This window comes from Actinomadura formosensis NBRC 14204, assembly GCF_001552155.1.
Classification (GTDB): domain Bacteria; phylum Actinomycetota; class Actinomycetes; order Streptosporangiales; family Streptosporangiaceae; genus Spirillospora; species Spirillospora formosensis.
In genome coordinates this window covers 1-25,662 of the sequence record NZ_BCQQ01000102.1, presented here as the reverse complement: position 1 = coordinate 25,662, position 25,662 = coordinate 1, and the positions used below count along the sequence as shown (strand labels likewise).

Here is a 25,662-nt window from a genome sequence, read left to right as displayed (position 1 = left end):
GGGGCCGGGGAGGGCCCGTCGCCGGAGGAGGCGCCGGTGCTTGCGGCGAAACCGCGCGGCGCGGGTGCCGTGGCGGCCTCGCAGGGACGGGCCCGGCGGGGTGCACCGCCGCTGAACCTGCCGTCCCGCGCGGGCGGGCTCGGCGACCGCCGGACGGACGGCGGCGCGGCGGCGACGACCCGGCCGGGCGGTGTGTCCGGCGCGCCGGTGGCGAAGGGCGGCGGCGCGGACAGCGGCGCGGCGGCCGGCGGCGGGAAGCCATCGTCCGGCACGGGCTCCGGCACGGGCACGGTGCGGCCGTCCTCCTGGACGGGACGCGGCGGCTCCGGCGGAGGCGGCGTCACCAATGGCGGCGGCTCGGGCGGCAGCGGCGGCTCGGGCGGCGGTAACGGGAAGGGCGGCGGCAACGGCTCCGGCGGGGGCGGCGGCTGGCTCAGCGGCGGCGGACGTTCGTCCGGCTCGGCCGGGCGCGGCCGTGGCCGCGCGGGCGGCGGCTCCAGCGGTTCGGGCGGCAGCGGTGGTTCGGGCGGTGGGTCCCGTGGCGGGGCGCCCGCCGGGAACGTCCCCAGGCAGCGTGACGGCGCGGGCGGCGGCCCGTCCAGCGGCGAACCGCCGGCCCAGGGGCCGGGTGGGCGGCAGCAGCCGCCGCCGCTGTGGGACAGGCGCGGTTCGGAGGCGGGCCCGCCGATCCCGTTCTGGCTGCGTCCGGTGGAGCGCCCGTCCGGGGAGCCGGAACGGGACGAATGATGAATCTGGACGACCGGCGGCGCAAGCTGCTGTTCGCGGGCCTCGTGGTGGTGCTGGCCGTCGTCGGCATCTATCTCACGGTCGCCGCACCCGAGCACGAGACGGACCGGCCGGACGCGCGTCCGAGCGCCGCGCCCACGCCGACCGGTCCGGCGTCCCCGCCCCCCGGGATCCAGAACGCCGTGAACCCCGGCGATTTCGACATCTACCGGCTGCTGCCGTTCTCCCGGCAGGAGTTCGCCACGGCCGCGGATCTGGCTCAGCGGTTCGTCGCCGCCTACGGGACGTACCGCTACGACGAGACCCCCGAGACCTACACGGGACGGCTGTCCGGTCTCGCCACCGACGAGCTGGCGCGGCGGCTCGGCGGGGACGCGGCGACGCCCGGCCTGCTGGAGGAGCGCCGCCGGGAACAGGTCGTCGCCCAGGGGTCGGCGTCGCTCGACCAGGTCCGCGACATCGAGAACAACTCGATCATCTTCCTGGTGACGGGCCGGCAGCAGCTCACCAGGAGCGGCAAGGAGAGCAGCGACAGCAAGCAGTACGCGGTGACGGTGGCGCGGGACGGCGGCTCGCTGAAGGTGTACTCGTTCCAGCCCTCGGACGCCGGTCAGGCGGGTGACACCGGATGAGCCCGCGCCGCTTGCTGTTCGCCGGCGGCCTCGGTGTCGCCGCGACCCTGTTCGTCGCCCTGGTGTTCGTCCCGATCCTGTTCGGCGCGAGCCAGTTCATGTTCGGCGGCGGGGTCGGCGGTGCCGCCGGCTGCGTGGACGTCGCCGACGCGGGCGTGCAACCCGCGGCGGCGGACGACGCCAAGGCGGTCCCCGCGAACTACCTGGCGCTCTATCAGGACGCGGGGAAGAAGTACGGCATCCCATGGAACGTCCTGGCCGGTATCGGCAAGGTGGAGACCGACCACGGCCGGTCGAAGCTGCCCGGCGTCAGCAGCGGGGAGAACTACGCGGGCGCGGGCGGGCCGATGCAGTTCCTGGCCGCGACGTTCAAGGAGTTCGCGGTCGACGGGAACAAGGACGGCAAGAAGGACCGCTACGACCCGCGGGACGCGATCCCCACGGCCGCCGCGTACCTCAAGCACAACGGCGCCCCGGAGCGGATGAAGACCGCGATCTTCCAGTACAACCACTCGTGGGACTACGTGAACCTCGTCCTCGACTGGGCGAAGCGCTACGTCGGCGGCGACTTCAAGGTCGTCCAGGCGAACGGCGTCAACTGCGAGGACAACGAGCTGCCCCCGAACGTCGGCGGCCTGGTCCAGAAGATCATCGAGTTCGCGCTGGCGCAGCGCGGCAAGCCGTACGTGTTCGGCGCGACCGGGCCGGACGCGTGGGACTGCTCCAGCCTGCTCCAGGCCGCCTACCGGCAGGCGGGCCTGGACATCCCGCGCACGACGTTCGAGCAGTGGCCGTTCGGCGTGAAGATCGCCAAGGGCAGGGAGCTGCCCGGCGACCTGGTGTTCTTCAACTCAGGTCCGGGGACGTCGACGAACAGTCCCGGCCATGTCGGCATGGTCATCGGCAGGGGCAAGATGATCGTGGCGAGCTGCTCGACGTGCGTGCCCGCGATCGGCGTGAAGACCTACAAGCGGTCGGACTGGGTGGGGACGACCCGTCCGCTGGCCCGGCCCGACTTCAGGAAGAAGGTCGGCGAGCTGGCCGTCCGGCAGCCGGGGAACTGATCACCGGAACCGGCGGATGATCCGGCGAGGATCGTCGTCGGCACGTGGCATGCTGATCGGCGTGGAGTCCGAGATTACGATCCGCGTCGCCGACGAGTTGCTGATGTTCCTGCCCGCCACGAGGCGGGACACCGCGAACCGGGTGCCCTACGACGGGACGTCGACGCTGGGGCATATCGTGGAGTCGCTCGGCGTGCCGCTGCCGGAGGCCGGGCCGATGTCCATCGGCGGTGAGCCCGCCGGGCCGTCCACCCGGCCGGACGACGGCGACGAGGTGCGCGTGGCGGCGGTGCCGCGTCCGCAGCCCGTCCCGCTGGAGCCGGGCCAGGACGCGCCCCGCTTCCTGCTGGACGTGCACCTCGGCACGCTCGCCCGGCGGATGCGCCTCCTCGGCCTCGACACCGCCTACCACAACGACATGGACGATCCGGCGCTGGTCGCCCAGGCCAATGCGGAACGCCGCGTCCTGCTCACCCAGGACCGCGGGCTCCTGCGCCGCCGCGCGCTGTGGTTCGGCGCGTACGTCCGCGGCTCCCGCCCCGACGACCAGCTCCGCGACCTGCTGGACCGGTTCGCACCCGTCCTGCGGCCGTGGACGCGCTGCACCGCCTGCAACGGGGAACTCGTCCCGGTCGACAAGCAGGAGGTCGAACACGACCTGGAGGCGGGGACGCGCCGCAGCTACGACGCCTACGGCCGGTGCGCGGACTGCGGTCAGGTCTACTGGCGCGGCGCCCACGGCGACCACCTGGAGGAGATCGTCCGGGAGGCGACCGAGCTCGTCGAGGCCGTCCGGGGGAACGGGCGCACCGAGCCGCGGTGTCGAAGAGATGAGGAGAGGGGCTGGTCGACATCGATCTCGTCGTGGTGGGAGCCGCGATCATCGCGGACGGACGGCTGCTCAGCGCGCAGCGGGCCGAGCCGCCGCACATGGCGGGCGGCTGGGAACTGCCGGGTGGGAAGGTCGATCCGGGCGAGTCGGATGAGGACGCCCTGGTACGCGAGTGCCACGAGGAACTGGCGATCAAGGTGCGGCTCGGCCGCCGGATCGGCGGCGACTGGCGGCTGAGCGAGCGGAGCCTGCTGCGCGTGTGGACGGCGGAGATCGTCGAGGGCGAGCCGCGGGCGCTGGAGCATCTCGCGCTCCGCTGGCTGACTCCGGGTGAGCTTTACGACGTGGCATGGCTGCCCGGTGACCGTCCGGTCATCGACGTCCTCGCCGCGCAGGGCCTCGGCTGAGGAGTGACGGGGGCTTCCTGCCGCGCCGCAGGAAGCCCCCGACGCCTGTGGTCCGCGTGCGGCGGACGGGGGAGCGGGTCAGGAGATGCGGTTGGCGCCCGCGTAGTCGGACCGGTCGGACAGGTTGGAGATCTTCACCACATCGCCGGTCTGCGGTGCGTGCAGGAACTTGCCGCCGCCGAGGTAGATGCCCATGTGGTGGAGGTTGCCGCCGAAGTACACGAGGTCGCCCGAACGCAGCGCGCCGCGCGAGACCTTCGTGCCCAGCGCGAACAGGTCACCGGTGTAGTGCGGCAGGCCGGGCTTGCCGACCTGGGCGTAGGCCCAGACGACGAGGCCGGAGCAGTCGAAGCTGCTCGGCCCGGCGGCGGCCCACACATAGGGGGAGCCGAGCTTGGTGAGCGCCTTGCGCGCCATCTTGGCCGGCAGGTCCGAGCCCTTCACGGTGGCGGTGAGGCCGGTGCGCGGGTCCTTGATGTGGGTGGTGGTCAGCTTGTCGAGCCGCTTCATCACCTCGGTGACCTTGGCCTTGGCCGCCGCGCGGGCGTTCTTAGCGTCCTCCGCGGCCTTCTTGACCTGCGCGGTCCTGGCCTCCGCTTCGCGCTGGGCGGCCTCGGCCTGCTCGATCTGCTTCTGCAGGGCGTGGACGGCGTTGGCCTGGTTCTGCACGAGGTACGCGCTGTCGGACAGCCCGCCCGGGGACCCGGTCGCGCCGAAGATGGTGTCGGGGGCACCGGCCATGTAGTTCGCGGCGGCCATCCGCCCGAGCTGCTCGCGGGCGGGCGCGGCCTGGTCGCGCAGTGTCGCCGCGGTCTTGGCGGCGGCCTGCTGGGCCTTCTGCGCCTTGCCCAGCTCGACGCGGGTCTTGTTGTACTTCTCGGTGAGGATCTCGGCCTCTTCGTTCAGCGCGTCCAGGCTCTTGCGCAGCCCCTGCTCCGTCGTCGGAGTCGGGCTCGGCGTGACCGGGGCCGTGGCGGCGGAGGGCCGGAAGGGAGACGCGGCGTGCGCGGCGACGGGTGCGGTGGCGCCGAGGCCGATCAGGAGCAGGGCGGCCGCGGTGGCGGTGGGCGCAGCGCGTCGCCAGTGGGGTTCCGGTGCCAAGCCGGTGTTCTCCTCTCCTCGGGCGCCTACCGGGTTAGCTGACGGGTTCGGGCCAGGAGTCGCCCTACGACGGGCGCCCTGCGACACGCGTCGATTCACCCCGGGAGTGTGGGTCCCCGGTTCTCCCGGCGAGCGGGAGATTCGGCGTTCCGGTCGCAGCCCCTGGGGGTGGGACTCCGGACGACCGGATCTCGGGCAGATTACAAAGGATGAGCAAAGTATGCGAATCGGGGCCCGTGTGAAGGTCCACGACGGGTGGTGCGCGGCGGCTCGGGATGGGTGGTACGCGGCGGCGCGTAGAATGGAGTGCTGCCGTGTTTCTGCGGCGACTCCCTGAAACCTCACGCAAGGTAACCCGCATGCCCATCTCCACGCGCGACGACCTCCGGAACGTTGCGATCGTCGCCCACGTCGACCACGGAAAGACGACGCTGGTGGACGCCATGCTCTGGCAGTCCGGGGCCTTTCGCGAGAACCAGGACGTCGACGACCGGGTCATGGACTCCAACGACCTGGAGCGCGAGAAGGGCATCACCATTCTCGCGAAGAACACCGCCGTCCGGCACGGCGGGCTGACCGTCAACATCATCGACACGCCGGGCCACGCCGACTTCGGCGGCGAGGTCGAGCGCGGGCTGTCCATGGTGGACGGCGTCGTCCTGCTGGTGGACGCCAGCGAGGGCCCGCTCCCGCAGACCCGGTTCGTGCTGCGCAAGGCGCTCGCCGCGCGGCTGCCGGTGATCCTGGTGGTGAACAAGACCGACCGTCCCGACGCCCGCATCGACGAGGTCGTGGACGAGACGTACGAGCTGTTCATGGACCTCGACGCCGACGAGGACCAGATCGACTTCCCGATCGTGTACGCGTCCGGCCGCGCCGGGCGGGCCTCGCTGGACAAGCCCGCCGACGGCGCCATGCCGGACAGCGCGGACCTGGAGCCGCTGTTCAAGGTCATCACCGAGACGATCCCGGCACCGTCCTACGACCCGGACGCGCCGCTGCAGGCGCACGTGACGAACCTGGACGCCTCCAGCTACCTCGGCCGGATCGCGCTGTGCCGCGTGCACGCCGGGACGATCAAGAAGGGCCAGCAGGTCGCCTGGTGCCGGCACGACGGCAGCATCGAGCGGGTCAAGATCACCGAGCTGCTGATGACCGAGGCGCTCACCCGCAAGCCCGCCGACGAGGCGGGGCCGGGCGACATCATCGCGATCGCCGGCATTCCGGAGATCATGATCGGCGACACCATCGCCGACCCCGACGACCCGCGCCCGCTGCCGCTGATCACCGTGGACGAGCCCGCGATCTCGATGACGATCGGCACCAACACCGGGCCGATGGCCGGACGCGAGAAGGGCACCAAGGTCACCGCCCGCATGGTCAAGGACCGGCTCGACCGCGAGCTCGTCGGCAACGTCTCGCTCCGGGTGCTGCCGACCGAGCGCCCGGACGCCTGGGAGGTGCAGGGCCGCGGTGAGCTGGCGCTCGCGATCCTGGTCGAGAACATGCGCCGCGAGGGCTACGAGCTGACCGTCGGCAAGCCGCAGGTCGTCGCCAAGGACATCGACGGCAGGAAGCACGAGCCGGTCGAGCGGCTCACCGTCGACATCCCCGAGGAGCACCTGGGCGCCGTCACGCAGCTCATGGCGGTCCGCAAGGGCCGCATGGAGCACATGACGAACCACGGCACCGGCTGGGTCCGGATGGAGTTCCTCGTCCCGGCGCGCGGCCTGATCGGGTTCCGTACCGAGTTCATGACGGAGACGCGGGGCACCGGGATGGCGCACCACGTCTTCGAGGACTACGAGCCCTGGTTCGGTGAGCTGCGCACCCGCCCGTCCGGGTCGCTGGTCGCCGACCGCGCCGGTGCCGCCACCGCGTACGCGATCACGAACCTGCAGGAGCGCGGCACGTTCTTCGTCGGGCCGACCACCGAGGTGTACGAGGGCATGATCGTCGGGGAGAACTCCCGCGCCGACGACATGGACGTCAACATCACCAAGGAGAAGAAGCTCACGAACATGCGGTCGTCCACCGGCGACGAGCTGGAGCGGCTCACCCCGCCGCGCATCCTGTCGCTGGAGGAGGCGCTGGAGTTCTGCCGCGAGGACGAGTGCGTCGAGGTGACGCCGTCCGCCGTCCGCATCCGCAAGGTCGTGCTGGACGCCAAGGAGCGCGAGCGCACGCGCGCCCGCACCAAGCGCGCCGCCGGCTGACCCGCCGCCGGCTGACCCGCCGCGGGCTGACAGGGCACACGAGAAGGGCGGCCCCGGGGTTCTCAGAACCCCGGGGCCGCCCCTTTCACGCTCCGGTCACTTCAGCTGGACGGTGCCCGTCACGTCGGCGGCCAGGCGGAGCTGGTCGCCGTCGCGGAGGGGCGCCTCCACACCGCGGGGGAGGCGCTCACCGTTGACGAACGTCCCGTTGGTGGAGCCTTCGTCCCGTACCCAGGCCGTCCCGGACGGGTCGAGCCACACCGTCGAGTGGCGCCGCGACACGTTGTCGTACTGCGTGAACGTGGACGCCACCGGCGACTGGCCCGCGTCCCGGCCGAGCACGAGATGCTGGCCGACGGACACCTTCAGCTCACCCGTGGGGAACTGCACGCGCAGGACGGGGGTGCCCTGCTTCGGCAGGGGACGCAGACAGGAGTCGCACTGGGCGGCTCCCGGGTTGCTCAGCACCGCCTCGCAGTACGGACACATGAACGCCGTGCTGTCGGGGGCGGGACGCTGGCCCTGGTTGTGGTCGGGCGGCAGGAGCGTCGCCTCGCGGCCATGCGGTGGCAGCGGCGGCTGGCCCCCGTGCTGGGGACCTCCGTGCTGGGGACCTCCGTGCTGAGGCGCCCCGTGCGGCGGACCCCCGTGCTGGGGTCCGCCATGCGGGATCTGCCCGTGCTGCTGCTGCGGCGGCGGGCCGAACTGGTGGTCCGCCGGGCCGGGCTGCGGCGCGCCGTACTGGTCCTGCGGCGGCTGGTACTGATCCTGCGGTGCACCGCCGTACTGGTCCTGGGGCTGGTACTGGTCGCGCGGCTGGTACTGCGGCTCGCGCGGCTGGTACTGGTCCTGCGGCGGCTGGTACTGGTCGGGCGGCGGAGACTGCTGCTGTTGCGGCGCACCCCACTGGTCCTGGGGCTGTTGTTGCGGCGCACCCCACTGATCCTGGGACGGCTGGGGCATCCCCCACGGGTCGGCCGGCTGCTGCTGGTGCATCGGCGGCTGGCCCCCGTGCTGCGGCTGCCCGTGCTGCGGCTGCCCCTGCTGGGGCCCGCCGTGCGGTGGCTGGCCGTACTGCCCGTGCTGGGGCTGGCCGTGCTGGTCCTGCCCCTGGGGCGTGGGCGCCCCCCACGCGTCCGGCTGCTGCTGCGGCGCGCCCCACGGGTCCTGCGGCTGCCCGGACGGTCCCGGCTGCTGGTGCTGGGGGCCCTGCTGCCCGTACGGGTCGTGGGACTGCTGCGGTTGCCCGTACTGGGGCTGACCGTGCTGGGGCTGCCCGTGCGGTGGCTGGCCGTACTGGCCCGGTCCGGGCGGCGGGGACATCCGCGGCGGCTGCTGGTCGTCGTACCCGCCCGGGCCCTGCCGGGGGGCACCGCCACCGCGCGCCAGATTGGCCCCGCAGTTCATGCAGAGCAGATCGTTCGGCTGGTGTGCTTCGTCACAGACAGGACAGTTCAAGGTCGCCATGACACATCCCCCGAGCGCACCCCGGCGCGGTCGAGCCTCGACGTGAGGTGCTCCATATCGCCCCTCCGCGGGATCCCGATGTAGTACACCCGCCTTCCCTCCGGCCCTTCGTCCACGGACACCTGTACTCGGGGCCCTGTTCCTTCTCCAGTCTTCCCGACGCCGGCCAGTGCCCCGTACCGCTCGTGCCCCAGCGGGGACAGCGGCACGACACGCTGGTTGGCCGACCCCCTCCAGAGTAGAGAGCCGTCCCCGGGGTGTCGCCCCCCGGGATTCAGCCGGTCGACGTACGGGCCCGTGATCACGGCATCGCACATGTCCAGGATCTCCCGTGTCTCGCCGCCCCGGGAGAGCCGAGAGTAGACATATCCGCTGTAAACCAATATGTCCACCGCAATCGTCTCACGGCCGGGGGCGTCCCGCCACGCGTGGACACCGCGCAGCAGGGCCGCCAGCGCGGCCGGCTGCTGGAACGGCTCACCACCGGAAATGGTCACTCCGTCCACCGGTCCGGGCAGGGACGCGAGCCATCCTAGGACCGTTTCAACGGGCACCGCGCGGCGCGGGTCGGCGTCCCAGGTGTCCCTGGACAGGCAGCCGTGACAGTGCAGCGTGCAGCCCTGCGTCCAGATGCCAGCGCGGGTCCCGGGGCCGAGTGTGGTCACCGGGTAGTGCGCCTTGGCGAGCAGCAGCGTCTCCCCGGTCACTGGAGGTCCAGATGGACGATGCTTCCCTCACGGCGGATGCCGGTGACGGTGACCTTCTCGTCCGAGACGAGCTCCCGGTCGAACAGCGCGCGCGCCAGCGGATTGACGAAATGCGACTCCAGCGCCATCCCGATGCCGCGTCCGCCCTTGTCCAGCTCCTCCGTGCACCACTCGCGCAGCGTCTCCAGCGCGTTCCCCTTCACGGCGAGGACGAGCCGGTGCTCCTCGGTGACCCGGCGGCAGATGTTCGCGAACTGCAGGTCGAATATCTTGTGCGCGGCCTCGGCGGAGATGAAGTCGAACACGACGATGTTGTCGCCGAACCGGTTGAGCAGCTCGGGCCGGTTCAGAACCTCGGTGAAATGGTCGGCGACCGCGCTCTTGATGCGCTGCTCGACCTCGTCGTACGACATTCCCGGTGTGATGTTCTGCACACGGTCGGGCGCCCCGTACGGGGACGCGTCACGAGTGGTCAGGTCGCGGCCCGGGACGTACATCCCGAGGTTCGAGGTGAAGATCAGGATCGCCTCGGAGAAGTGGACGGTGTTGCCGCGCCCGTCGGTGAGCCGGCCGTCCTCCAGGATCTGCAGGAACTTGTCCAGGATGCGCGGGTGCGCCTTCTCGATCTCGTCGAAGAGGATCACCCGGAAGGGGTCCTCGCGGACGGCGTTGGTCAGCTCCCCGCCCGCCTCGTGGCCCACGTACCCGGGCGGCGACCCGATCAGCCGGTCGCCGGACCCCTCGCCGGAGAACTCGCTCATGTCGAAGCGCAGGTAGGCGGACTCGTCCCCGAACACCAGCTCGGTGATCGCCTTCGCCAGCTCGGTCTTGCCGGTGCCGGTCGGGCCGGCGAAGAACAGCACGCCGCGCGGCCGGCTGCCGGACCGGGTCGCCTGCGCGCCCGACAGCCCGAGCACCGCCCGCTTGAGGATGTCGAGGGTCTTGGTGACGGCCTGCGGCTGCCCGATCACCCGCTCCGGGACGCGCTTCTCCCCGTCCAGCACCCGGCGCCGCAGATGACCGCGGCTCCACGGGTTGTCGAGCACGCCGAGCTTGTAGGTGCGGACGGCGTCGGGCAGGTCGGCGAGATCGACGCCCCGCTCCTTCGCCAGCCGGGTCACCTCGATCATCGACTGCAGGGTGAGCCCGTCGGCCTGCTCGGCGAACGCGTCGCACGCCGCCGCCGCGACCTCGTCGGTCTCGACGTCGGTGACCCCGAACGCGCGGGCCAGCAGCCGCGCCGTCTCCTGCCGGTCGCCCAGATGCGGCCGCGGGATCGTGATCTCGCGGACGTTCTCGTTGTCGGTGGTCAGCCACGGGGGCAGGTCGCCCGGCCGCTCCACCAGCCACAGGATCGGGTTGTAGAGCGGCTTCGGCCGCGGCCCCGTCACCCGGACGGGCCGGGCGGTGCGCGACAGCTTCGCGCAGAACCGGAAGAAGTCGCGCTCGGCCGGCTCCAGATCGGTCGGGGTGCGGGCGATCCGCGACGCCGAGTCGATCACGAACGCGGCGCGGATGTCCTCCTTCGGCCGGGCGACCGCGGCCAGGTGCCGGGTCAGCCCCTCCAGCGACGGCTTCTCCTCCGCCTTGATCTTGCCGAGCAGCCGCTCGGCCGCCCGCGTGGACTCCTCGTCCCCGGCGCCCCCGGAAATGATCTGCAGCCCGTCCACCGGGTCGTAGACGGCCATGAAGGACGCGCCGCTGGTGCGCAGCGTCTCCCAGAGCAGCGCGCGCAGCGGCAGCAGCCCCGCGGGCCCGCCGTCCGCCTGCGGGGTCAGGAAGCTGTCGTACAGGTTCCCCGACAGGACGTACTGGGAGTGCACCGAAAGGGTCGCGTCCAGCTCGCGGATGAACGGTGGCCACCCCTGCAGCCGTCCTCCGAGCGTCGGCGAATCAATGGTCATGTGGTGCGCTCCGCTCCGTTCACGTGTGCCCCCCGGCACCTCACTTATGACGCTCGCGGTGGCGCTCGCGTTGGCCGGTCCGTCCCCCAGTCTGCCGTGCCCGTGCCGAAACCGGCAGCTCACGCACCCCGGGCTCCAGCCGCCACGCCACGTCCGAGCGGATCCCGGCGTCCGCGAGCCTGGCCCGCGCGGTCTCGAACGCCTCGCACCACTCCCGCTCCCGCTCGACGTCCACCCGCCGGTCGTCCTCGCTCTCGGCGGGCCGCTCACGCACCATCGACGCCCGGACGTGCGCGTCCTCGACCCGCATCCGCACGCTGTGATCGGGCCAGGCGCCCTTCGTCAGCGTCACGGTGCCGTCCTCGGCGGTCAGCGTCTCGAATCCGGGCCGGACCTCGTACCCCATGTCCTCGAACGCGGCGGTGATCGAGTCGAGGACGTACCTGCGCTCGGCCGCCGCCTGCTCGGCGGTGTCGCGCTCGGCCGCCCGCCGCCGCTCGGCCGCCCGGCGCTCCTCGACGCCGCGGTTGGCGGCCTGGATCCGCAGCCGCACCTCCTGCAGGACGCCCTCGGCCTCCTCCGCCGTTCCGGTCTCGGCGAGCAGCCGCGCCGCCTCCGCCACGGCCCGGCGCTCCTCGTCGGCCGCGTCCGGCAGCAGCCGCGTCATGATCCGTTCCAGGTTCCGCTGGACGTCCTGGGCGGGCGGGGGCGCGCTCCCCGCGGTGCCGGCCTTCAGGCCCTCGGCGGGGACGGCGAAGATCTGCGTGCTGACCTGGGCGGCAAGGTGCTCGGACAGCCGCCGCTCGGCCTCGTCCAGCGCCCGGTCGGTGGCCGCGCACCAGGCGGTCAGCTCCCCGGGGGTCTGCTCGTCCGGCCGCAGCGGCCGCGGCAGCGCCACCTCGGCGCCGATCTTCGCGCGGGTCTCGGCGAGCGCCGCGATGCGCGCGTTGCGCTCCACGACCTCGCGCAGGGCCCGCTCGTGCGACTCGACCTCGGCGAGTGCCGCCGCCCGCGCCTCGGCCCGTCCGGCGGCGAGCGCGGCGAGGGCCTGCGCGCCGCGGCCCGCCACCCCGGCGCCGCGTCCGAGCATCCGGTTCATGCCCAGGGTGAGCACCACCGCCGCGTCCAGCGCGATGTCCGCGTCGATCCCGCTGCTCAAGAAGTGCCTCCGATCGTGCGTGCCTGCCGCCAGCGGTGCAGCCGCACACCCGCCGCGACGGCGTGCGCGGCGGAGGCGGCGATGAGGACGAGAACCCAGAGCAGGCTCGCGAGCGACGTCAGCGCCGCGAGCAGAAGCAGAAGCAGGAGCAGCGGGACGGTCGCGGCGAGGAGCAGGAGCCCGCAGCCGCCGCGGCCGGTCCGCCGCGCGGCGCCGGACATCGTCTGGGACGCCTTGGAAAGCCCGCGGCCACTCGCGCCCAGGGCGCCGGAGAGCATCGACCACGGCCCGTGAGGGAGATAGTCCGTGCCCTGGGTACGCGCCAGCAGCACTTCGCCGCCGCACTGCACCGCCCACGCGAGCACCGACACGACGGCCAGCACGCCGAAGGAGAGACCCGAGGAAGATCTGTGCAGGCCGACGGAGGCGGTCCCGCCATCACCGCCGCCGGACAGGGAGCCGACCACCCAGCTGCCGACGAGCCAGAAGAACAGCAGCGGCAACGTCCACAGGACGGCCTTGGCGGTGGCTGCGCCGCGTCCGGCGAGCCGCCGGCGCTCTTGCTCCGCCCACCGCGTGCGGAGCGCCTCGTCCCGCTGCTCGGCCGCGCGGCGGTCGCGGACCCGGGACTCGCTCTCCACGACGGCTTCGGGCGCGGCGCGCGTCACCGCGAGAAGGCGCAGCGGATCGTCGCCGGCCCCGTCGGCCAGCCAGGTGAACCACGGCACCGGCTCGGTGACCGACTCGCGTGCCCGCGCCGCCCCCTCCGCGATCAGCCGGTGCGTCTCGGCCGGACGCGCCGCCAGCGCGAGCAGCGTCAGCAGCACGGCGGGCGGTTCCTCCGCCTCGGCGCCCGGCAGCCGCCTGACGGCGCCGGGCGGTGTGGCGTCCTGGGCGCGCAGCCAGCGGACGAGGTCGTCCCACGCCGTCACATGGGCGCGCCACTGGTCGTCGGTGCGGGCCAGGTCCTCGGCGCCGTCGAAACCGGCCAGCACCCGCAGCAGACGGTGCTCCCACAGTGCGCGGCCGATGAGGCGGGCGGTGCGGTGGTCGGGATGGCGGTGATCGGCGGCCAGCGCGGCGAGGCCGGGCAGGTCGCCGGCGGTGACCCGCCGGCCGAGGAAGTGCGGGGGCAGCGCCGGGTCGAGCCACCGGACCAGATGCAGCAGCTTCACGTCGGGGGGCAGCGCCGCCATGAGGTGGCCGTCGACGAGATCGATGCTGCTGTCGTCGGGCACGTCCGCGAGCCATTCGCGCAGGCTCCGCCATGCCTCGCCCGACTCACCACGTCCGAAGAAGTACTGCGCAGCGTGATCCCAGTTCTCGACAAGCGCGCGCGCCAGCTCGTCCCTCTTGGTGAAGCGGCGGCCCTTGAAGGGGAGGCCGCTACCCGCCTCGGCTTGGACGCTCTCCTCCGCGACGGGCGGCGAGCCTCCGTCCAGCCACTCCCGGACCTGCTCGCCCGTCCACCTCTGGCGCGGGTCACGGGTCAGCAGCCCCCGGCACAGCATCCGCAGCCTCGGATCGGAGACGTCGTCCGCGCTGACCGGACGCGTGGCCAGGTGGTCGACCACGACGGTCTCGCTCAACCCCTGGAACGGCGCACGTCCCGTGGCCAGCTCCCGGACGATCATGCCGAGCGACCACCAGTCGCGCGCCGGGGACACCTGCCCGGACAGCGACTCCGGAGCCGCGTACGCCAGCGTCCGCGATGACGACGCGAACACCACGCTCTGGTCGAGGACCTTGCTCAACCCGAAGTCGGCGATCACCAGGCTGACCGGATCGGTGCCCACCACCAGCACGTTCTCGGGCTTGAGATCCCGGTGGACGATGCCCGCCCGGTGCAGCGCCGTCAGCCCCGCCGCCAGCTGCGCCGCGACCTCACCGACAGCATCCGCGGGCAGCGGCATCAGCGCCCGCAGGTTGCCGGCCGGAAGGTACGGGGTGACCTCGTAATCGCGCCCGTCCGCGTGCCCGGTCTCCAGAATCCGCAGGACGTTCGGCGAGTCCAGCGCGGGCAGCTTCGCCCAGACGTCCCGGTCGGCGCGGTAGCCGCGGCGGAAGATCTTCACCACGTACTCGTCGCCGCCGGCGTCCCGCACCAGCAGCAGATCCGACTCGGCACCCTGCACGGGCAGTTCCGCGACCGTCGTGTACCGCTCGCCGAGCACCGCCGGCAGCCGCATCAGCGGATCGCCGGGCCCCTCCTCCCCGTCCCGCCTGGTCTCCGCCGCCGTCCGCGGCCCCGGCACCCGGGCGTCGTCGCGCCGCGTCGCCCCGGCGTCCCGGCGCGTGTCCCGGGACGGCGGCCCGTCGAACTCGCCCACCTAGACCTTGTCCTTGATGACCCGCAGATACTCGGCCTGCTTGAACCGGACCACCACCGCCTCCATGAGGATCCGGACGAGCAGCATCTGAACCAGCCAGATCAGCGGTGTCGCGGCGATGAGGATGAAGCCCCCCAGCCAGAACCTTGTCGAGACGAGAACCCAGAGCCCAAAGAAAAGGACGACCAGGCACTCCAGGGAGATCAGTATCAGAGACAGGACATAGACCGTCTTCACCAGCTTCGGTGTCACCAGCGCGTTGAAGTCGGTGTCCAGCAGGGAACCGAGCAATCCCTTCTCGGCTTGTTCGGGTGGCGTCCACCCCTGCGGGGCCTGCCCGGGGCCGTCCGGAGCGGGCGGGCGAGGTCCGGGGACGTTCGGCGGCGGCCCGTACGGGCCTCCCGCCGGACCGGGCGCCTGCGAGCGCGGTGGGTGACCGGGGTCCGAAGGATTCGTCATCGCCGCCGTCCTCAACGTGAAGCCGCCTACAGGAAGACTCTAGAGCCTGAGACCCACCCCGCACCCGAACCCGCCGCACCCCGACCGCCCCGGCTCCACCGACATCACCCTGCCGATACATGCCTTCGCGGCGCGGACCATGCGGAACGCGCCCCGTTACCGGTTCCCCCGGCAATATCGAACTGTCCTGGTCTTCGGCCAAGTGGACGGTGCCCATACCGCTCCACGGTCAGCCGTTGCTGTCCGCCCGTCCATCCGCGCCCGATGGCCAGAAGATGCCGTGGGCGCCCGCCCCCGCGCGGGCACGCAGCTCGTCCACCGTGCGGACGCCTACCTCGGGCTCGTCGCGGCCGTTGAAGACGACGAACCACCAGTGGCGTGCGACGGCCTCGATGATGCGGAACGCAAGCTGCTCGCTGCCCTTCGTGCGCGAGATCTCCAGTTCGATCTCGGTCATGACCGGGCCGCCGAGCCGGGCCTGGTACACCGCGAGCTCGTCGGGCTCGTTCTCGGCCAGCCCGGTGAGATGGACCCAGACGTGCGCGTAGCCGTCGGAGAGCCGCGCCTCACCCCGCTCGCCCGGCCCCGTCACCCCGCCGAGCGACACCACGAGATCGACGAACCGCTCGCGATCGATCTCCTCGCCGAAAACGAGGAACACAGACTCGGCCATGGTCTCCTTCCATCAGGACACGGACTCGCCGAGGTCCCGCAGTGCCTTTGACCGTGTGCCGGGTCCGGCCGGTAGCCGACCGCGCTTCCTGCGCCTTCTTCTTATTCTCGGTATCGGGTTCCCGGCCGGGCGACCTCCTCGGCGGCCTTGCGCCCCCTGGCGGTGTCGCCGCACCCGTCTTCGGTATGGCGGCCCCGCTGAGTGAGAAAGGCGACACGCTTTCCACGGTGCTGTACGTTGCGGAGAGCGCGGCCGGAGCGCCCGCGGGCTTGGCGGTGGCCGCCATCGCAGGCAGAGGCGAAGAGAACAGCGGGTACCGGTGGTGCCGGACTGGATGTTCGCTCTCCCATTCCTGGGGCCCTGGCCGTGTCCTCGTCCCACCCCTATCCTTCCGGCGGGACGTGTACGCGCCGGTACGGCCGCCCGGTCAGGGGGCCGGAAGCCGGAACGGGCGCCGGATCGGGGCGAGGTCGATGGTCGCGTTGGTGCTGCTGCCCGTGGGGTTCGTCATCGGGCTGCTCCTGGCGCCGATGGCGGCACCCTACGTGGGCGAGGTTCCGCGCCATCGCCGCATCCTGGTGGGCCTGGTCACCGCGGCCCTCTACGGCGTGCTCGGCTGGTGCGTCGGACTTGAACCCGTCCTGCCGGCCCTGCTCTATCTCGCGGCGGTCGGCACCCTGCTCGGCTTCATCGACATCGGGGTCAAACGGCTGCCCGACCGGTTCACACTGCCGTCATACGGCATGGCCGCGGCGCTGCTGGGCGCGGCCGCGCCGTTCACGGACGACGGCCCGCAGCGGTTCGTGCACGCGCTGATCGGCATGGCGGTGCTGTTCGTGCTGTATTTCGCGCAGGCGTTCGCCGCCCCGTCCGGGATCGGGATGGGCGATGTCAAGCTGTCCGGTGTCCTCGGCCTCTACCTGGGATGGTTCGGGCAGGACGCCTGGGTGCTGGGCCTCCTTGTGACCTACCTCCTCGGCGGCCTCGTGGCGGTCGGCATCATGGTCGTCCGCCGGTCGCGGAAGGGCGAGTTCCCGTTCGGCCCGTACATGCTCGCCGGGGCGCTCATCTCCGTCCTCGCCGTGGGCTGAGGGCATCACCTGCAGAGCTTCTGGCCTCCCTGCACCCCGCCGCCGATCTTGCTGATGGCGGGCGGTGCGAGCCGGACGCCGTTCGTGCCGATGATGAGCCGCACCCCGTCCTGCGGTGCGTTCGCGTCGGCGGTGAGCAGGGCGTCGGGGACGTCCCGCGCGAGCGCCGAGGCCTGCGGTTCCGCGGACGGAGCGTAGCCGAGGCGGCTCTCCGGTGCCTCGGCGCCCTTCTCCACCTTCTTCGCGACCTTGTATCCACGCTGCCTGAGCTGCCTGACGACACGCTCGATGAGCCTGTCCTTGCCGCCCGCGGCGACGACGGTGACGTGCACCTTGCCGGGGGCGGGCGGCGCAGGCTCCGCCTTGACGGGCTTCGCCGGCTCGGCGGGCAGCGCACTGTCGTGCCGGATCGCCTCGAACAGCGGTTTCGCGAGCTCCTGGTTCCACTGCACGCGGTTCGGGTCCGGCGCGTAACGCTCGACCGGGACGGTCACGAACCGCACCTGCCCCGCACTCATGCCCTTCAGCCCGTCCGCGAGCTTCTTCATCCCCGCCAGATCGAGATCGTCGTCGGTCGTCATCGACTTGGTCGCGGCCTTGAGGAACTTGTACGTCTTGGCCGGGTCCGTGAGGACCGAACCGCTGGTGGCCTTGTCGGCGACCGAGGCCATGAACTTCTGCTGGCGCTCGATCCGCTCAAGGTCGGACCCGTTGCCGAGCGAGTAGCGGGCCCGCACATAGCCGAGGGCCTGCTCCCCCTTCACGGTCTGCTTTCCGGCCTTCAGGTACAGCTCGGCCCGCGGATCGTTCACGGGCTTGTCCAAGCAGATCTCGACACCTCCCAGGGCGTCGACCATCCGCTTGAACCCGGCGAAGTCGACCTGCACGAAATGGTCGATGTGGACACCGGTGAGCGACTCCAGCGTCTTCCACGTGCAGGTGGGGCCGGCATACGCGAACGCCGCGTTCAGCATCCCGAACTGCGCTGGAACGGTCCCGCCCCGCTCCTTCCGGCACGCGGGAATCTTCACCATCGAGTCGCGCGGGAAGCTGATCCCGACGGCCTGATCCCGGTTCGGCGACAGATGCAGCAGGATCGTGGTGTCCGACCGCGCCCCCGACATCCCGGCCGCCGCCCCGTACCGCGCGTTCTCACCCTCCCGGGTGTCCGACCCGATCACCAGGATGTTGAGCGACTTGTTCAGCTTCTTGGGCCGATCCGTCCCGAGCTTGTCCCTGACGTGCTTCTGCTCGATCCCTCCGACGAGATCGTGGTACAGCCAGGCGGCCCCGCCGCCCCCGAGCAGCAGGACGACGACCGCGCCGACCGCGATCCGCCGCAGGACCTTCCGCCGCCTGGACGGCCTCCCGCCGGCCCCCTTTTCGCCCACCGCGATGCCTTCGCCCGGTTCGGACGTGCCCGAAACAGCGCTCTCCAGCCCGTCCCGCCCAGCCGCGCCGCGGTCTGCGTCCGATGCGGTGTCGCCGCCCTGGCCGGACGCGGCCGATGTGCTGCTTTCGGCCGCGTCACGCTCGTCGGGGGCGCGTTGCTCCTCGTCCGACGCGGCGTCCTCGCTCTGATCGGAGGGGGGCGGGGCGGCGGTACCGCGTGCCGTCCGTCCGTCGTCCTGTGCGGCCGGTGTCCGGGAGACGCCGGCGCGCTGCGCGTCCTCTTCGCCTGACGCGGGTCCGGCGGCGTGGGGTGGGCGGGGCTCGCGGCCCTCGGAGGCGGCGGGGGTGATGTGGGCGGCCTCGTCCCCCGCGAGGTCGTCGCGGCCGGGGTCTTTGTCGCTCATCGGTCCCGTTTCGGGCAGGCCCTGTCGGGGGGCGGGTGGTTCGGGCGGCTGATCATTCTATGGAGGCGCGGATCACGCGGGAGCGGGCGTCTCCACCTGTTGGATGCCTGAGATGCCCGTTCTGTTGACACAGGTGCGGAAATCCGGGCCGTTCGGGTGGGTGGTCTTCCGTACGATCGGTGCCGTGAACACGGGGTGGGTGATCGGCGGTCGGTTCACCATGCTCGACCGGATCGGGACCGGGGGGACGAGCCGTGTGCGGCGGGCCTACGACCATGCGGAGGGGCGTTACTGCGCGGCCAAGCTCGTCCGGCGGCAGGGGCCCACGTCGATGCTGCGGGTCGTCCGGGAACGGGCGTTGCGGCTGGCGCACCCGCATGTGCTGACGCCCTACGCGTCGTGCATGGCGGACGACGACGTTCTCCTCGCGATGGACCTGGTGAGCGGTGGTTCGCTGGAGACCCTTCTCGGAGATTACGGCAGGCTTCCGCCCGAGTACGCGGCGGAGGTGCTCGATCAGCTGCTGGCCGCTTTGAGTCACATCCACGGTGCCGGGGTCGTCCACCGGGACGTGAAGCCCGCCAACCTGCTCCTGGAGCCGAGCCCGGTCGGGGCGCCGCACACGCGGCTGGCCGATTTCGGGATCGCGCTGGGGGACGACGGGATGCGCTTCACCACGACCGGGTTCACCGTGGGCACCCCCGGATACCTGGCGCCGGAGGTGCTCGACTGGAACCGTCCGGGCCCGCGCCAGGACCTGTACGCGGCCGGGATGGTCGGCTGGCGGATGCTGACCGGCGCGGGGGACCCCGAGCCGCGCCAGCGGGTCGGGCCCCCGCCCGCCGGCGTGCCGGCCATGCTGTGGTCGGTGGTCGCCCGGCTGTGCGCGACCGATCCGGCGCAGCGTCCCGGCAGTGCCGCCGCGGCCCGCCGTGCACTGGCCGCATGCCGCCTGGAACTGCGCTTCCCCGCCCGGACCCTGGACGGCGAACCCCTCCAGATCTTCGACCACCTGGGCCCGCCGCCCCGCTGACCGCGCAAGGCTGCTCCGGCCCCGGGGCGGAAGGGGGCGGGGGTGCCGTGGGTGGCGCCGATCTGTTCCTCGACCTCGCGGGACGAAGTGCTCTTCGTCTCCGTCGTCCGCTACTTGATCTGGTAGGTGATCTCGACGCGGCGGTTCTTGGCGCGGCCCTCCGGGTCGTCCTTGCCGCCCTGTTCGTTGGGGGCCACGGGCTTCGTCTCGCCGTAGCCCCTGGCCTCGATGCGCACGCTCGACCCCTTGAGGACGTTCTGCAACTCGGCCCTGACCGCTTCGGCGCGTTTCTCCGACAGGTCCAGGTTGTAGCCGGGGTCGCCGACCGAGTCGGAGTGGCCGGATATCTGGACGGTGCCCTTCACGTCACGCAGGCGGGGGGCCAGATCGGAGATACGGCGGCGGGCGGCGCCGGTGAGCGTCGACTTGCCGAAGTCGAACAGGACGTCCGCCGAGATGCGGACGGTGACCTGCCCGCCGCTGGTGTGCTCGTCCTCCAGCGGGACGACCGCCTGGGGCAGGTCGATCCCGTGCACGGCGGACCCGGCGTCGATGGACAGGAGGCTCTTGGCGAGGTTGTCGTCCGGCACGTTGGGCTCGGCTCCCGCGACCGCGGGGAGAGCCAGCGTCACGGCCAGGACGCCGATGACGACGGCCGGTCCGCGCATGCGGCTCACCGCTCGACCGGGACGTTGCGGAACGTGGGCCACGACCCGATCTGCACGTCGACGACCTTCACGTTCTCGGGAGGAGCGGCGAACGTGTAGGACAGATGGACGGGCTGATCGTTCGCAACGGTGGTGTAGATCTCGTCGGGCTGCAGTTCCGCGCCGCTGGAATCCTTCACCACGACGTACCGCTTGAGGTTCACCGGGTCGATCAGGGACGTCCCCAGGCGGAGGCCGCCGTTGAGGTTGAAGGGGGTGATGCTGCTGGAAGTGGACTCGGCGCCAGGGACGTGCGGAGTGAGCTGGATGTTGAGCGTGGCGAGCCTGCCGCGCGCCCGGAGCCCCAGGATGGCGATGTCGACCTTGGCGCCCGCGGCGATGGGCGTGTCGAAGGTGCCCTTCGCCACCGGCTTGGACGGGCTGTCGAAGCCCACCCCGCCCGCCGCGCTCACGGCCTCCCCGCCTCCGGACGACGATGCGGTGCCGGAGTCACCGCCGGACGGGGAGCAGCCGGCGAGCCCGCCGGTCAGGAGCAGTGCCGCGGTGATGGCGGCCACGCGTGGGGGGAGCCGCATGGTCGATCCTTCCTGCTATGTCGCATATGCAAACGTCGATGCACATGAAACTATGGCGGAAGACGCCGCCACATCATGTGCGTCCGTGAATCTAGTGTTTGCAAGTGCGAATCGTCAAGAGGAGTCGAAGGTGAGTGTCACCGAGGACACCGTCGCCCGGAACCGCGCGCTGCAGGTCGAGTGGTACGGCGAGCCGCTCGGCGACCGGGTCCGGCCGCTCCTCGACCGGCTCGGTCTGTCGCAGTCCGGCCTCGCCGGCGTGCTCGGGCTTTCCGCGCCGATGCTCTCCCAGTTGATGTCCGGCCAGCGGGCCAAGATCAGCAACCCGGCGGTCCTGCACCGGCTGATGGCGATCGAGGACCTCGTCGCCGACCCCGCCTTCGACGCGCTGACGGCCGCGGAGATCAAGGCGCGCCTGGCGGAGATCGGCGCCGGGCCGGCGGCCACCACGTCCGGGCTGCGCAGGGCCACGTCCGAGCGCATCCCCGCCGGGGAAGGCCCCGACGACCACGGGACGCACGCCGGCTCCAGGGAGCCGGCGCGGCTCGTCCAGGCGCTCCTGCGCGAGGTCGCGTCCGCCGCCGAGATCGACGCCGCCGCCGACCTCATCGCCGAGCGCTTCCCCGATCTCGCGGAGGTCCTGCGCGTGTACGGGACGGGACGCACGAGCGAGGCCGAGGCCCACTACGCCCGCACGGTCCTCGGCCGGCTGCTGGGCGACCGCTCGGCCATGCCGTAGCGCACTCGTCTCGATTCCGCTGCGCCATAACGACTGGTTATGGAGCGCGGCCGGTGCGATACCCCCGTGACGGGGCTAAAGTCTGTGGTCAGGCTCACATAAAGGCCTGGCTGTTATGTATGTCACAGCTCCTGCCGGGTGGCGTAGGGTCGCTTCGCTGGAAGCGCACACGAGGCGTCACCGCCCGCATGCGGCACGGCCTCCGGCCGCCGGAAGGCGGCCCCGGCCGGGACGCATGGCCAGCGGCTCAGGCGCGATGGGCCGGTGGCGGGGCGCGACGGCCGCATGGTGCGCGTGGACCGTGGTACGGGGACACGACGACCCGAGCTCAGGAGAGCGATCGATGAGCACTGTGGAGGCGCAGGGCAAAACGCGCGCCCAGATCAAGGAAAGTACGCTCCGCAAGGACAACTGGCGGCTGTATCCCCTCACGACCTTCGTGATCTTCACGGCATGGGTGGTGTACGCGACCATCCGGGCCTTCTGGGGGTCCGCGTTCTACGTGCCGCAGTACCACTACCTGACGCCGTTCTACTCGCCGTGCCTGAACGAGATCTGCAACAACGTGACGGTGGACGGGCACACCGGCGACGCGGCGGAGTTCGGCGCCTTCCTGCCGGCGGGCACCCGCGGCTGGATCCCGTTCGCGGCGATCTCGCTGCCGTTCCTGCTGCTGTTCCGGATGACCTGCTACTACTACCGCAAGGCGTACTACCGGTCGTTCTGGGCGTCGCCCGCGGCGTGCGCCGTCCGGGAGCCGCACGGCAAGTACACCGGGGAGCGCCGCTTCCCGCTGATCGGCCAGAACCTGCACCGCTACTTCTGGATGGCCGCCGTCCTCATCTCCCTCATCAACACCTACGACGCGATCCGCGCGTTCCACGGCAAGGACGGCGGGTTCGGGATCGGGCTCGGCACCATCATCCTGGTGGCGAACGTGATCCTGCTGTGGCTGTACACGCTGTCGTGCCACTCGTGCCGGCACATCATCGGCGGGCGGCTCAAGAACTTCTCCAAGCACCCGTTCCGGTACCGGATGTGGGGCTGGGTGTCCAAGATCAACGAGCGGCACGGCATGTACGCCCTGATCACCCTGGGGTCGCTGGTGGTGGCCGACGCGTACGTCGCGCTGGTGGCCGGCGGCGCCTTCTCCGACCCGCGAATCTTCAACTGAGGCCAAGGAATCATGACTGAGATCGAGAGGTACTCGTACGACGTCGTGGTGATCGGCGCCGGCGGCGCCGGGCTGCGCGCGGCGATCGAGGCGCGCCTCCAGGGCAAGAAGACCGCGATCATCTCCAAGTCGTTGTTCGGCAAGGCCCACACGGTGATGGCCGAGGGCGGTGCCGCCGCCGCGATGGGCAACGTCAACGCCAACGACAACTGGAAGGTCCACTTCCGCGACACCATGCGCGGCGGCAAGTTCATGAACAGCTGGCGGATGGCCGAGCTGCACGCCAAGGAGGCCCCGGACCGCATCTGGGAGCTGGAGATGTGGGGCGCGCTGTTCGACCGCACCAAGGACGGCAAGATCAGCCAGCGCAACTTCGGCGGGCACGAGTACCCCCGGCTCGCGCACGTCGGCGACCGGACGGGCCTGGAGCTGATCCGCACCGCCCAGCAGAAGATCGTCGCCCTCCAGCAGGAGGACCACGCCGAGCACGGTGACTACGAGGCCCGGCTCAAGGTGTGGGCCGAGACGACGGTCACCCGGCTGCTGAAGGACGCCGACGGCAGGGTCTGCGGCGTGTTCGGCTATGTCCGCGAGACCGGCAGGTTCGTGGTGTTCGAGGCGCCCGCGGTGGTGCTGGCGACCGGCGGCATCGGCAAGGCGTTCAAGGTCACGTCCAACTCGTGGGAGTACACCGGGGACGGGCACGCGCTGGCGCTGCTGGCCGGCGGGACGCTGCTGAACATGGAGTTCGTGCAGTTCCACCCGACCGGGATGGTCTGGCCTCCGTCCGTCAAGGGCATCCTCGTGACCGAGTCGGTGCGCGGTGACCGCGGCGTCCTGCGCAACTCCGAGGGCCGCCGGTTCATGTTCGACTACATCCCCGGGGTGTTCAAGGACCAGTACGCGACCACCGAGGAGGAGGGCGACCGCTGGTACGACGACCCGGACAACAACAAGCGCCCCCCCGAGCTGCTGCCCCGCGATGAGGTGGCGCGCGCGATCAACTCCGAGGTCAAGGCGGGACGGGGATCACCGCACGGCGGGGTGTTCCTCACCGTCGTGGACCGGATGCCGGGCGGTGCCGCCGAGATCGTCCGGCGGCTGCCGTCGATGTACCACCAGTTCAAGGAGCTGGCGGACGTCGATATCACCAAGGAGCCGATGGAGGTCGGCCCGACCTGCCACTACGTGATGGGCGGGGTGGAGGTCGACCCCGACACCGGCGCGGCGAAGGTGCCTGGCCTGTTCGCGGCGGGCGAGGTCTCCGGCGGCATGCACGGCTCGAACCGGCTCGGCGGCAACTCGCTGTCGGACCTGCTGGTCTTCGGCCGCCGGGCCGGGCTCGGCGCGGCCGAGTACGTGGACGGCCTGGCCGCGCGGCCCGCCGTCCCGGACGCGGAGGTCGAGGCGGCGACGGCCGAGGCGCTCGCGCCGTTCGAGCGGGAGGGCGGCGAGAACCCGTACGCCGTCCACGCCGAGCTGCAGCAGACGATGAACGACCTGGTCGGCATCATCCGCAAGGAGGAGGAGCTGAAGCAGGCGCTGGAGACGCTCGGCAAGCTCCGTGAGCGGGTCGCGAACGTGAGCGTGGAGCCGGTCGCGGTCAACGAGGGCCGCGGCTACCACCCGGGCTGGCATCTCGCGCTGGACCTGCGCAACATGCTGCTGGTGTCGGAGGCGGTCGCGAAGGCGGCGCTGGAGCGGCAGGAGAGCCGCGGCGGCCACACCCGCGACGACCACCCGCAGATGTCGGCCGAGTGGCGGAAGGTCAACCTGGTCTGCTCGCTGGCCGGCGACCCGGTGTCCCCGCACGTCGAGCTGACCCGGCAGCCGATGACGCCGATGCGGCCCGACCTGCTCGAACTGTTCGACAACGACGAGCTGAAGAAGTACCTGACGGCCGAGGAACTGCCGGAGGGCAAGGCCGAGGAGTCCGCGCCGGACCCGGCCGCCGCGGGCGCCGACGCGGAGGACGAGGAGGACGACCGATGAGCTACGAGGCCAAGTTCAGGGTCTGGCGCGGCGACGAGGGCTCCGGCGAGCTCACCGACTACACGGTCGAGGTGAACGAGGGCGAGGTCGTCCTCGACATCATCCACCGGCTGCAGGCCACGCAGGCGCCCGACCTCGCCGTCCGGTGGAACTGCAAGGCGGGCAAGTGCGGCTCGTGCTCCGCGGAGATCAACGGCATGCCGAAGCTGTTGTGCATGACCCGCATGTCCACCTTCGCGCCGGACGAGACGATCACGGTCACCCCGATGCGCACCTTCCCGGTCGTCCGCGACCTGGTGACGGACGTGTCGTACAACTACCAGAAGGCACGGGAGATCCCGTCGTTCGACCCGGGCGACGTCAAGCCCGGCGAGCTGCGCATGCAGCAGGTGGACGTCGAGCGCTCGCAGGAGTTCCGCAAGTGCATCGAGTGCTTCCTGTGCCAGAACGTGTGCCACGTCATCCGTGACCACGAGGAGAACAAGGAGCACTACGCCGGCCCGCGTTTCCTGATGCGGATCGGGGAGCTGGAGATGCATCCGGCGGACCAGGCCGACCGGCGCAACATCGCGCAGGACGACCACGGGCTCGGCTTCTGCAACATCACCAAGTGCTGCACGGAGGTCTGCCCCGAGCACATCAAGATCACCGACAATGCCCTGATCCCGATGAAGGAGCGGGTGGTGGGCCGCAAGTACGACCCGGTGGTGTGGCTCGGCAGCAAGCTCGGCATCGTGAAGAAGGGCCAGGACACCCCGTCCGCCTGACGGTTCTCGCGAACGTCCCCCGCCGCCCCGCGCGACGGGGGGCGTTCGCGTTTCCGCCGATCTCCGCTGCGGGACCGGCGCTCTGGCATGCGGCGCTCCCGAAACACGGCGGGCGGCGTGCCCCCGGAC

General features: G+C 71.6%; 22 protein-coding genes, 2 pseudogenes and 1 riboswitch. Of the genes and pseudogenes, 13 read left to right on the top strand and 11 right to left on the bottom strand.

Going from position 1 to position 25,662, the window contains the following annotated elements; genetic code table 11:
* The 5 genes and pseudogenes from AF1_RS36855 to AF1_RS23625 form a co-directional block, all read left to right on the top strand.
* A pseudogene (locus AF1_RS36855) lies at positions 1–747 on the top strand (type IV secretion system protein); the annotation flags it as partial.
* Positions 744–1,379: a hypothetical protein gene (locus tag AF1_RS23640; protein ID WP_242608808.1), complete on the top strand. Its 636-nt coding sequence runs from the start codon at positions 744–746 to the stop codon at positions 1,377–1,379. The pseudogene AF1_RS36855 and the gene AF1_RS23640, both read left to right, overlap by 4 nt.
* Positions 1,376–2,443, top strand: coding sequence for a C40 family peptidase (locus tag AF1_RS23635; RefSeq protein ID WP_067803398.1), 1,068 nt, complete (start codon positions 1,376–1,378; stop codon positions 2,441–2,443). The genes AF1_RS23640 and AF1_RS23635 overlap by 4 nt, the downstream gene beginning before the upstream one ends.
* A 16-nt stretch (positions 2,444–2,459) precedes the next feature.
* A pseudogene (locus AF1_RS23630) lies at positions 2,460–3,143 on the top strand (Mut7-C RNAse domain-containing protein); the annotation flags it as partial.
* Between the two features lie 164 nt (positions 3,144–3,307).
* Positions 3,308–3,682: a (deoxy)nucleoside triphosphate pyrophosphohydrolase gene (locus AF1_RS23625; protein WP_306303181.1), complete on the top strand. Its 375-nt coding sequence runs from the start codon at positions 3,308–3,310 to the stop codon at positions 3,680–3,682.
* 78 nt (positions 3,683–3,760) lie between these two features.
* On the opposite strand, the gene AF1_RS23620 is transcribed toward AF1_RS23625, so the two are convergent.
* Positions 3,761–4,783, bottom strand: a complete 1,023-nt coding sequence (locus AF1_RS23620) for a C40 family peptidase (protein ID WP_067803392.1) — start codon at positions 4,781–4,783, stop codon at positions 3,761–3,763.
* Positions 4,784–4,790: 7 nt separating this feature from the next.
* Positions 4,791–4,940, bottom strand: a riboswitch (cyclic di-AMP (ydaO/yuaA leader).
* A gap of 202 nt (positions 4,941–5,142) precedes the next feature.
* On the opposite strand from AF1_RS23620, the gene typA reads away from it, so the two are divergent.
* Positions 5,143–6,999, top strand: coding sequence for a translational GTPase TypA (gene typA, locus AF1_RS23615; protein WP_067803389.1), 1,857 nt, complete (start codon positions 5,143–5,145; stop codon positions 6,997–6,999).
* 96 nt (positions 7,000–7,095) lie between these two features.
* Here typA and AF1_RS34725 read toward each other — a convergent pair whose 3' ends face one another.
* On the bottom strand, positions 7,096–7,467 hold the full coding sequence (locus AF1_RS34725) for an FHA domain-containing protein (RefSeq protein ID WP_067803386.1): 372 nt from the start codon (positions 7,465–7,467) through the stop codon (positions 7,096–7,098).
* A gap of 93 nt (positions 7,468–7,560) precedes the next feature.
* Between AF1_RS34725 and AF1_RS34720 the strand changes: the two genes are divergently transcribed.
* On the top strand, positions 7,561–8,550 hold the full coding sequence (locus tag AF1_RS34720) for a hypothetical protein (protein WP_067803383.1): 990 nt from the start codon (positions 7,561–7,563) through the stop codon (positions 8,548–8,550).
* Here the strand turns inward: AF1_RS34720 and AF1_RS33620 are convergent.
* From AF1_RS33620 to AF1_RS23580, 6 genes are all read right to left on the bottom strand, one after another.
* A complete protein-coding gene (locus tag AF1_RS33620) occupies positions 8,454–9,131 on the bottom strand; it encodes a 4Fe-4S single cluster domain-containing protein (RefSeq protein ID WP_242608812.1) in 678 nt (225 codons plus the stop codon). The genes AF1_RS34720 and AF1_RS33620 overlap by 97 nt on opposite strands.
* Before the next feature lie 38 nt (positions 9,132–9,169).
* Positions 9,170–11,077 (bottom strand): AAA family ATPase, encoded by a 1,908-nt coding sequence (locus AF1_RS23600; RefSeq protein WP_067803380.1) that lies wholly within the window; start codon positions 11,075–11,077, stop codon positions 9,170–9,172.
* Between the two features lie 40 nt (positions 11,078–11,117).
* Positions 11,118–12,236, bottom strand: a complete 1,119-nt coding sequence (locus tag AF1_RS23595; RefSeq protein WP_067803378.1) for a response regulator receiver protein — start codon at positions 12,234–12,236, stop codon at positions 11,118–11,120.
* Positions 12,233–14,566 carry a serine/threonine-protein kinase gene (locus AF1_RS23590; protein WP_067803374.1) on the bottom strand — a complete coding sequence of 778 codons (2,334 nt, stop codon included), beginning with the start codon at positions 14,564–14,566 and terminating at the stop codon, positions 12,233–12,235. Before AF1_RS23590 ends, AF1_RS23595 begins: the two co-directional genes overlap by 4 nt.
* Positions 14,567–15,025 (bottom strand): DUF4282 domain-containing protein, encoded by a 459-nt coding sequence (locus AF1_RS23585; protein ID WP_067803371.1) that lies wholly within the window; start codon positions 15,023–15,025, stop codon positions 14,567–14,569.
* 229 nt (positions 15,026–15,254) lie between these two features.
* Positions 15,255–15,698 (bottom strand): hypothetical protein, encoded by a 444-nt coding sequence (locus AF1_RS23580; RefSeq protein WP_067803368.1) that lies wholly within the window; start codon positions 15,696–15,698, stop codon positions 15,255–15,257.
* A gap of 473 nt (positions 15,699–16,171) precedes the next feature.
* Between AF1_RS23580 and AF1_RS23575 the strand changes: the two genes are divergently transcribed.
* Positions 16,172–16,789 (top strand): prepilin peptidase, encoded by a 618-nt coding sequence (locus AF1_RS23575; protein WP_067803365.1) that lies wholly within the window; start codon positions 16,172–16,174, stop codon positions 16,787–16,789.
* Positions 16,790–16,794: 5 nt separating this feature from the next.
* Here AF1_RS23575 and AF1_RS35305 read toward each other — a convergent pair whose 3' ends face one another.
* Positions 16,795–18,585, bottom strand: coding sequence for an LCP family protein (locus AF1_RS35305; RefSeq protein WP_067803362.1), 1,791 nt, complete (start codon positions 18,583–18,585; stop codon positions 16,795–16,797).
* A 184-nt stretch (positions 18,586–18,769) separates the two neighbouring features.
* On the opposite strand from AF1_RS35305, the gene AF1_RS23565 reads away from it, so the two are divergent.
* Entirely contained in the window at positions 18,770–19,618 is an 849-nt protein-coding gene (locus AF1_RS23565; RefSeq protein ID WP_165488380.1) for a serine/threonine-protein kinase, read from the top strand.
* 110 nt (positions 19,619–19,728) lie between these two features.
* Here the strand turns inward: AF1_RS23565 and AF1_RS23560 are convergent, their stop codons facing one another.
* Together AF1_RS23560 and AF1_RS23555 are read right to left on the bottom strand one after the other, a co-directional pair.
* Positions 19,729–20,286: an OmpA family protein gene (locus AF1_RS23560; RefSeq protein ID WP_067803355.1), complete on the bottom strand. Its 558-nt coding sequence runs from the start codon at positions 20,284–20,286 to the stop codon at positions 19,729–19,731.
* Between the two features lie 5 nt (positions 20,287–20,291).
* A complete protein-coding gene (locus AF1_RS23555) occupies positions 20,292–20,861 on the bottom strand; it encodes a hypothetical protein (RefSeq protein WP_131732630.1) in 570 nt (189 codons plus the stop codon).
* A 130-nt stretch (positions 20,862–20,991) separates the two neighbouring features.
* Here AF1_RS23555 and AF1_RS23550 point away from each other — a divergent pair, with 130 nt between their 5' ends.
* From AF1_RS23550 to AF1_RS23535, 4 genes are all read left to right on the top strand, one after another.
* A complete protein-coding gene (locus AF1_RS23550) occupies positions 20,992–21,600 on the top strand; it encodes a helix-turn-helix domain-containing protein (protein WP_067803348.1) in 609 nt (202 codons plus the stop codon).
* A gap of 343 nt (positions 21,601–21,943) precedes the next feature.
* Complete coding sequence (locus AF1_RS23545; protein WP_067803345.1) at positions 21,944–22,774, top strand: hypothetical protein; 831 nt, start codon at positions 21,944–21,946, stop codon at positions 22,772–22,774.
* Positions 22,775–22,786: 12 nt separating this feature from the next.
* The gene (locus AF1_RS23540; protein ID WP_067803342.1) at positions 22,787–24,766 is read left to right on the top strand and encodes a fumarate reductase/succinate dehydrogenase flavoprotein subunit; all 1,980 of its coding nucleotides are present in this window, start codon (positions 22,787–22,789) and stop codon (positions 24,764–24,766) included.
* Positions 24,763–25,533 carry a succinate dehydrogenase/fumarate reductase iron-sulfur subunit gene (locus AF1_RS23535; protein WP_067803339.1) on the top strand — a complete coding sequence of 257 codons (771 nt, stop codon included), beginning with the start codon at positions 24,763–24,765 and terminating at the stop codon, positions 25,531–25,533. The genes AF1_RS23540 and AF1_RS23535 overlap by 4 nt, the downstream gene beginning before the upstream one ends.
* Positions 25,534–25,662 lie beyond the last annotated feature (129 nt).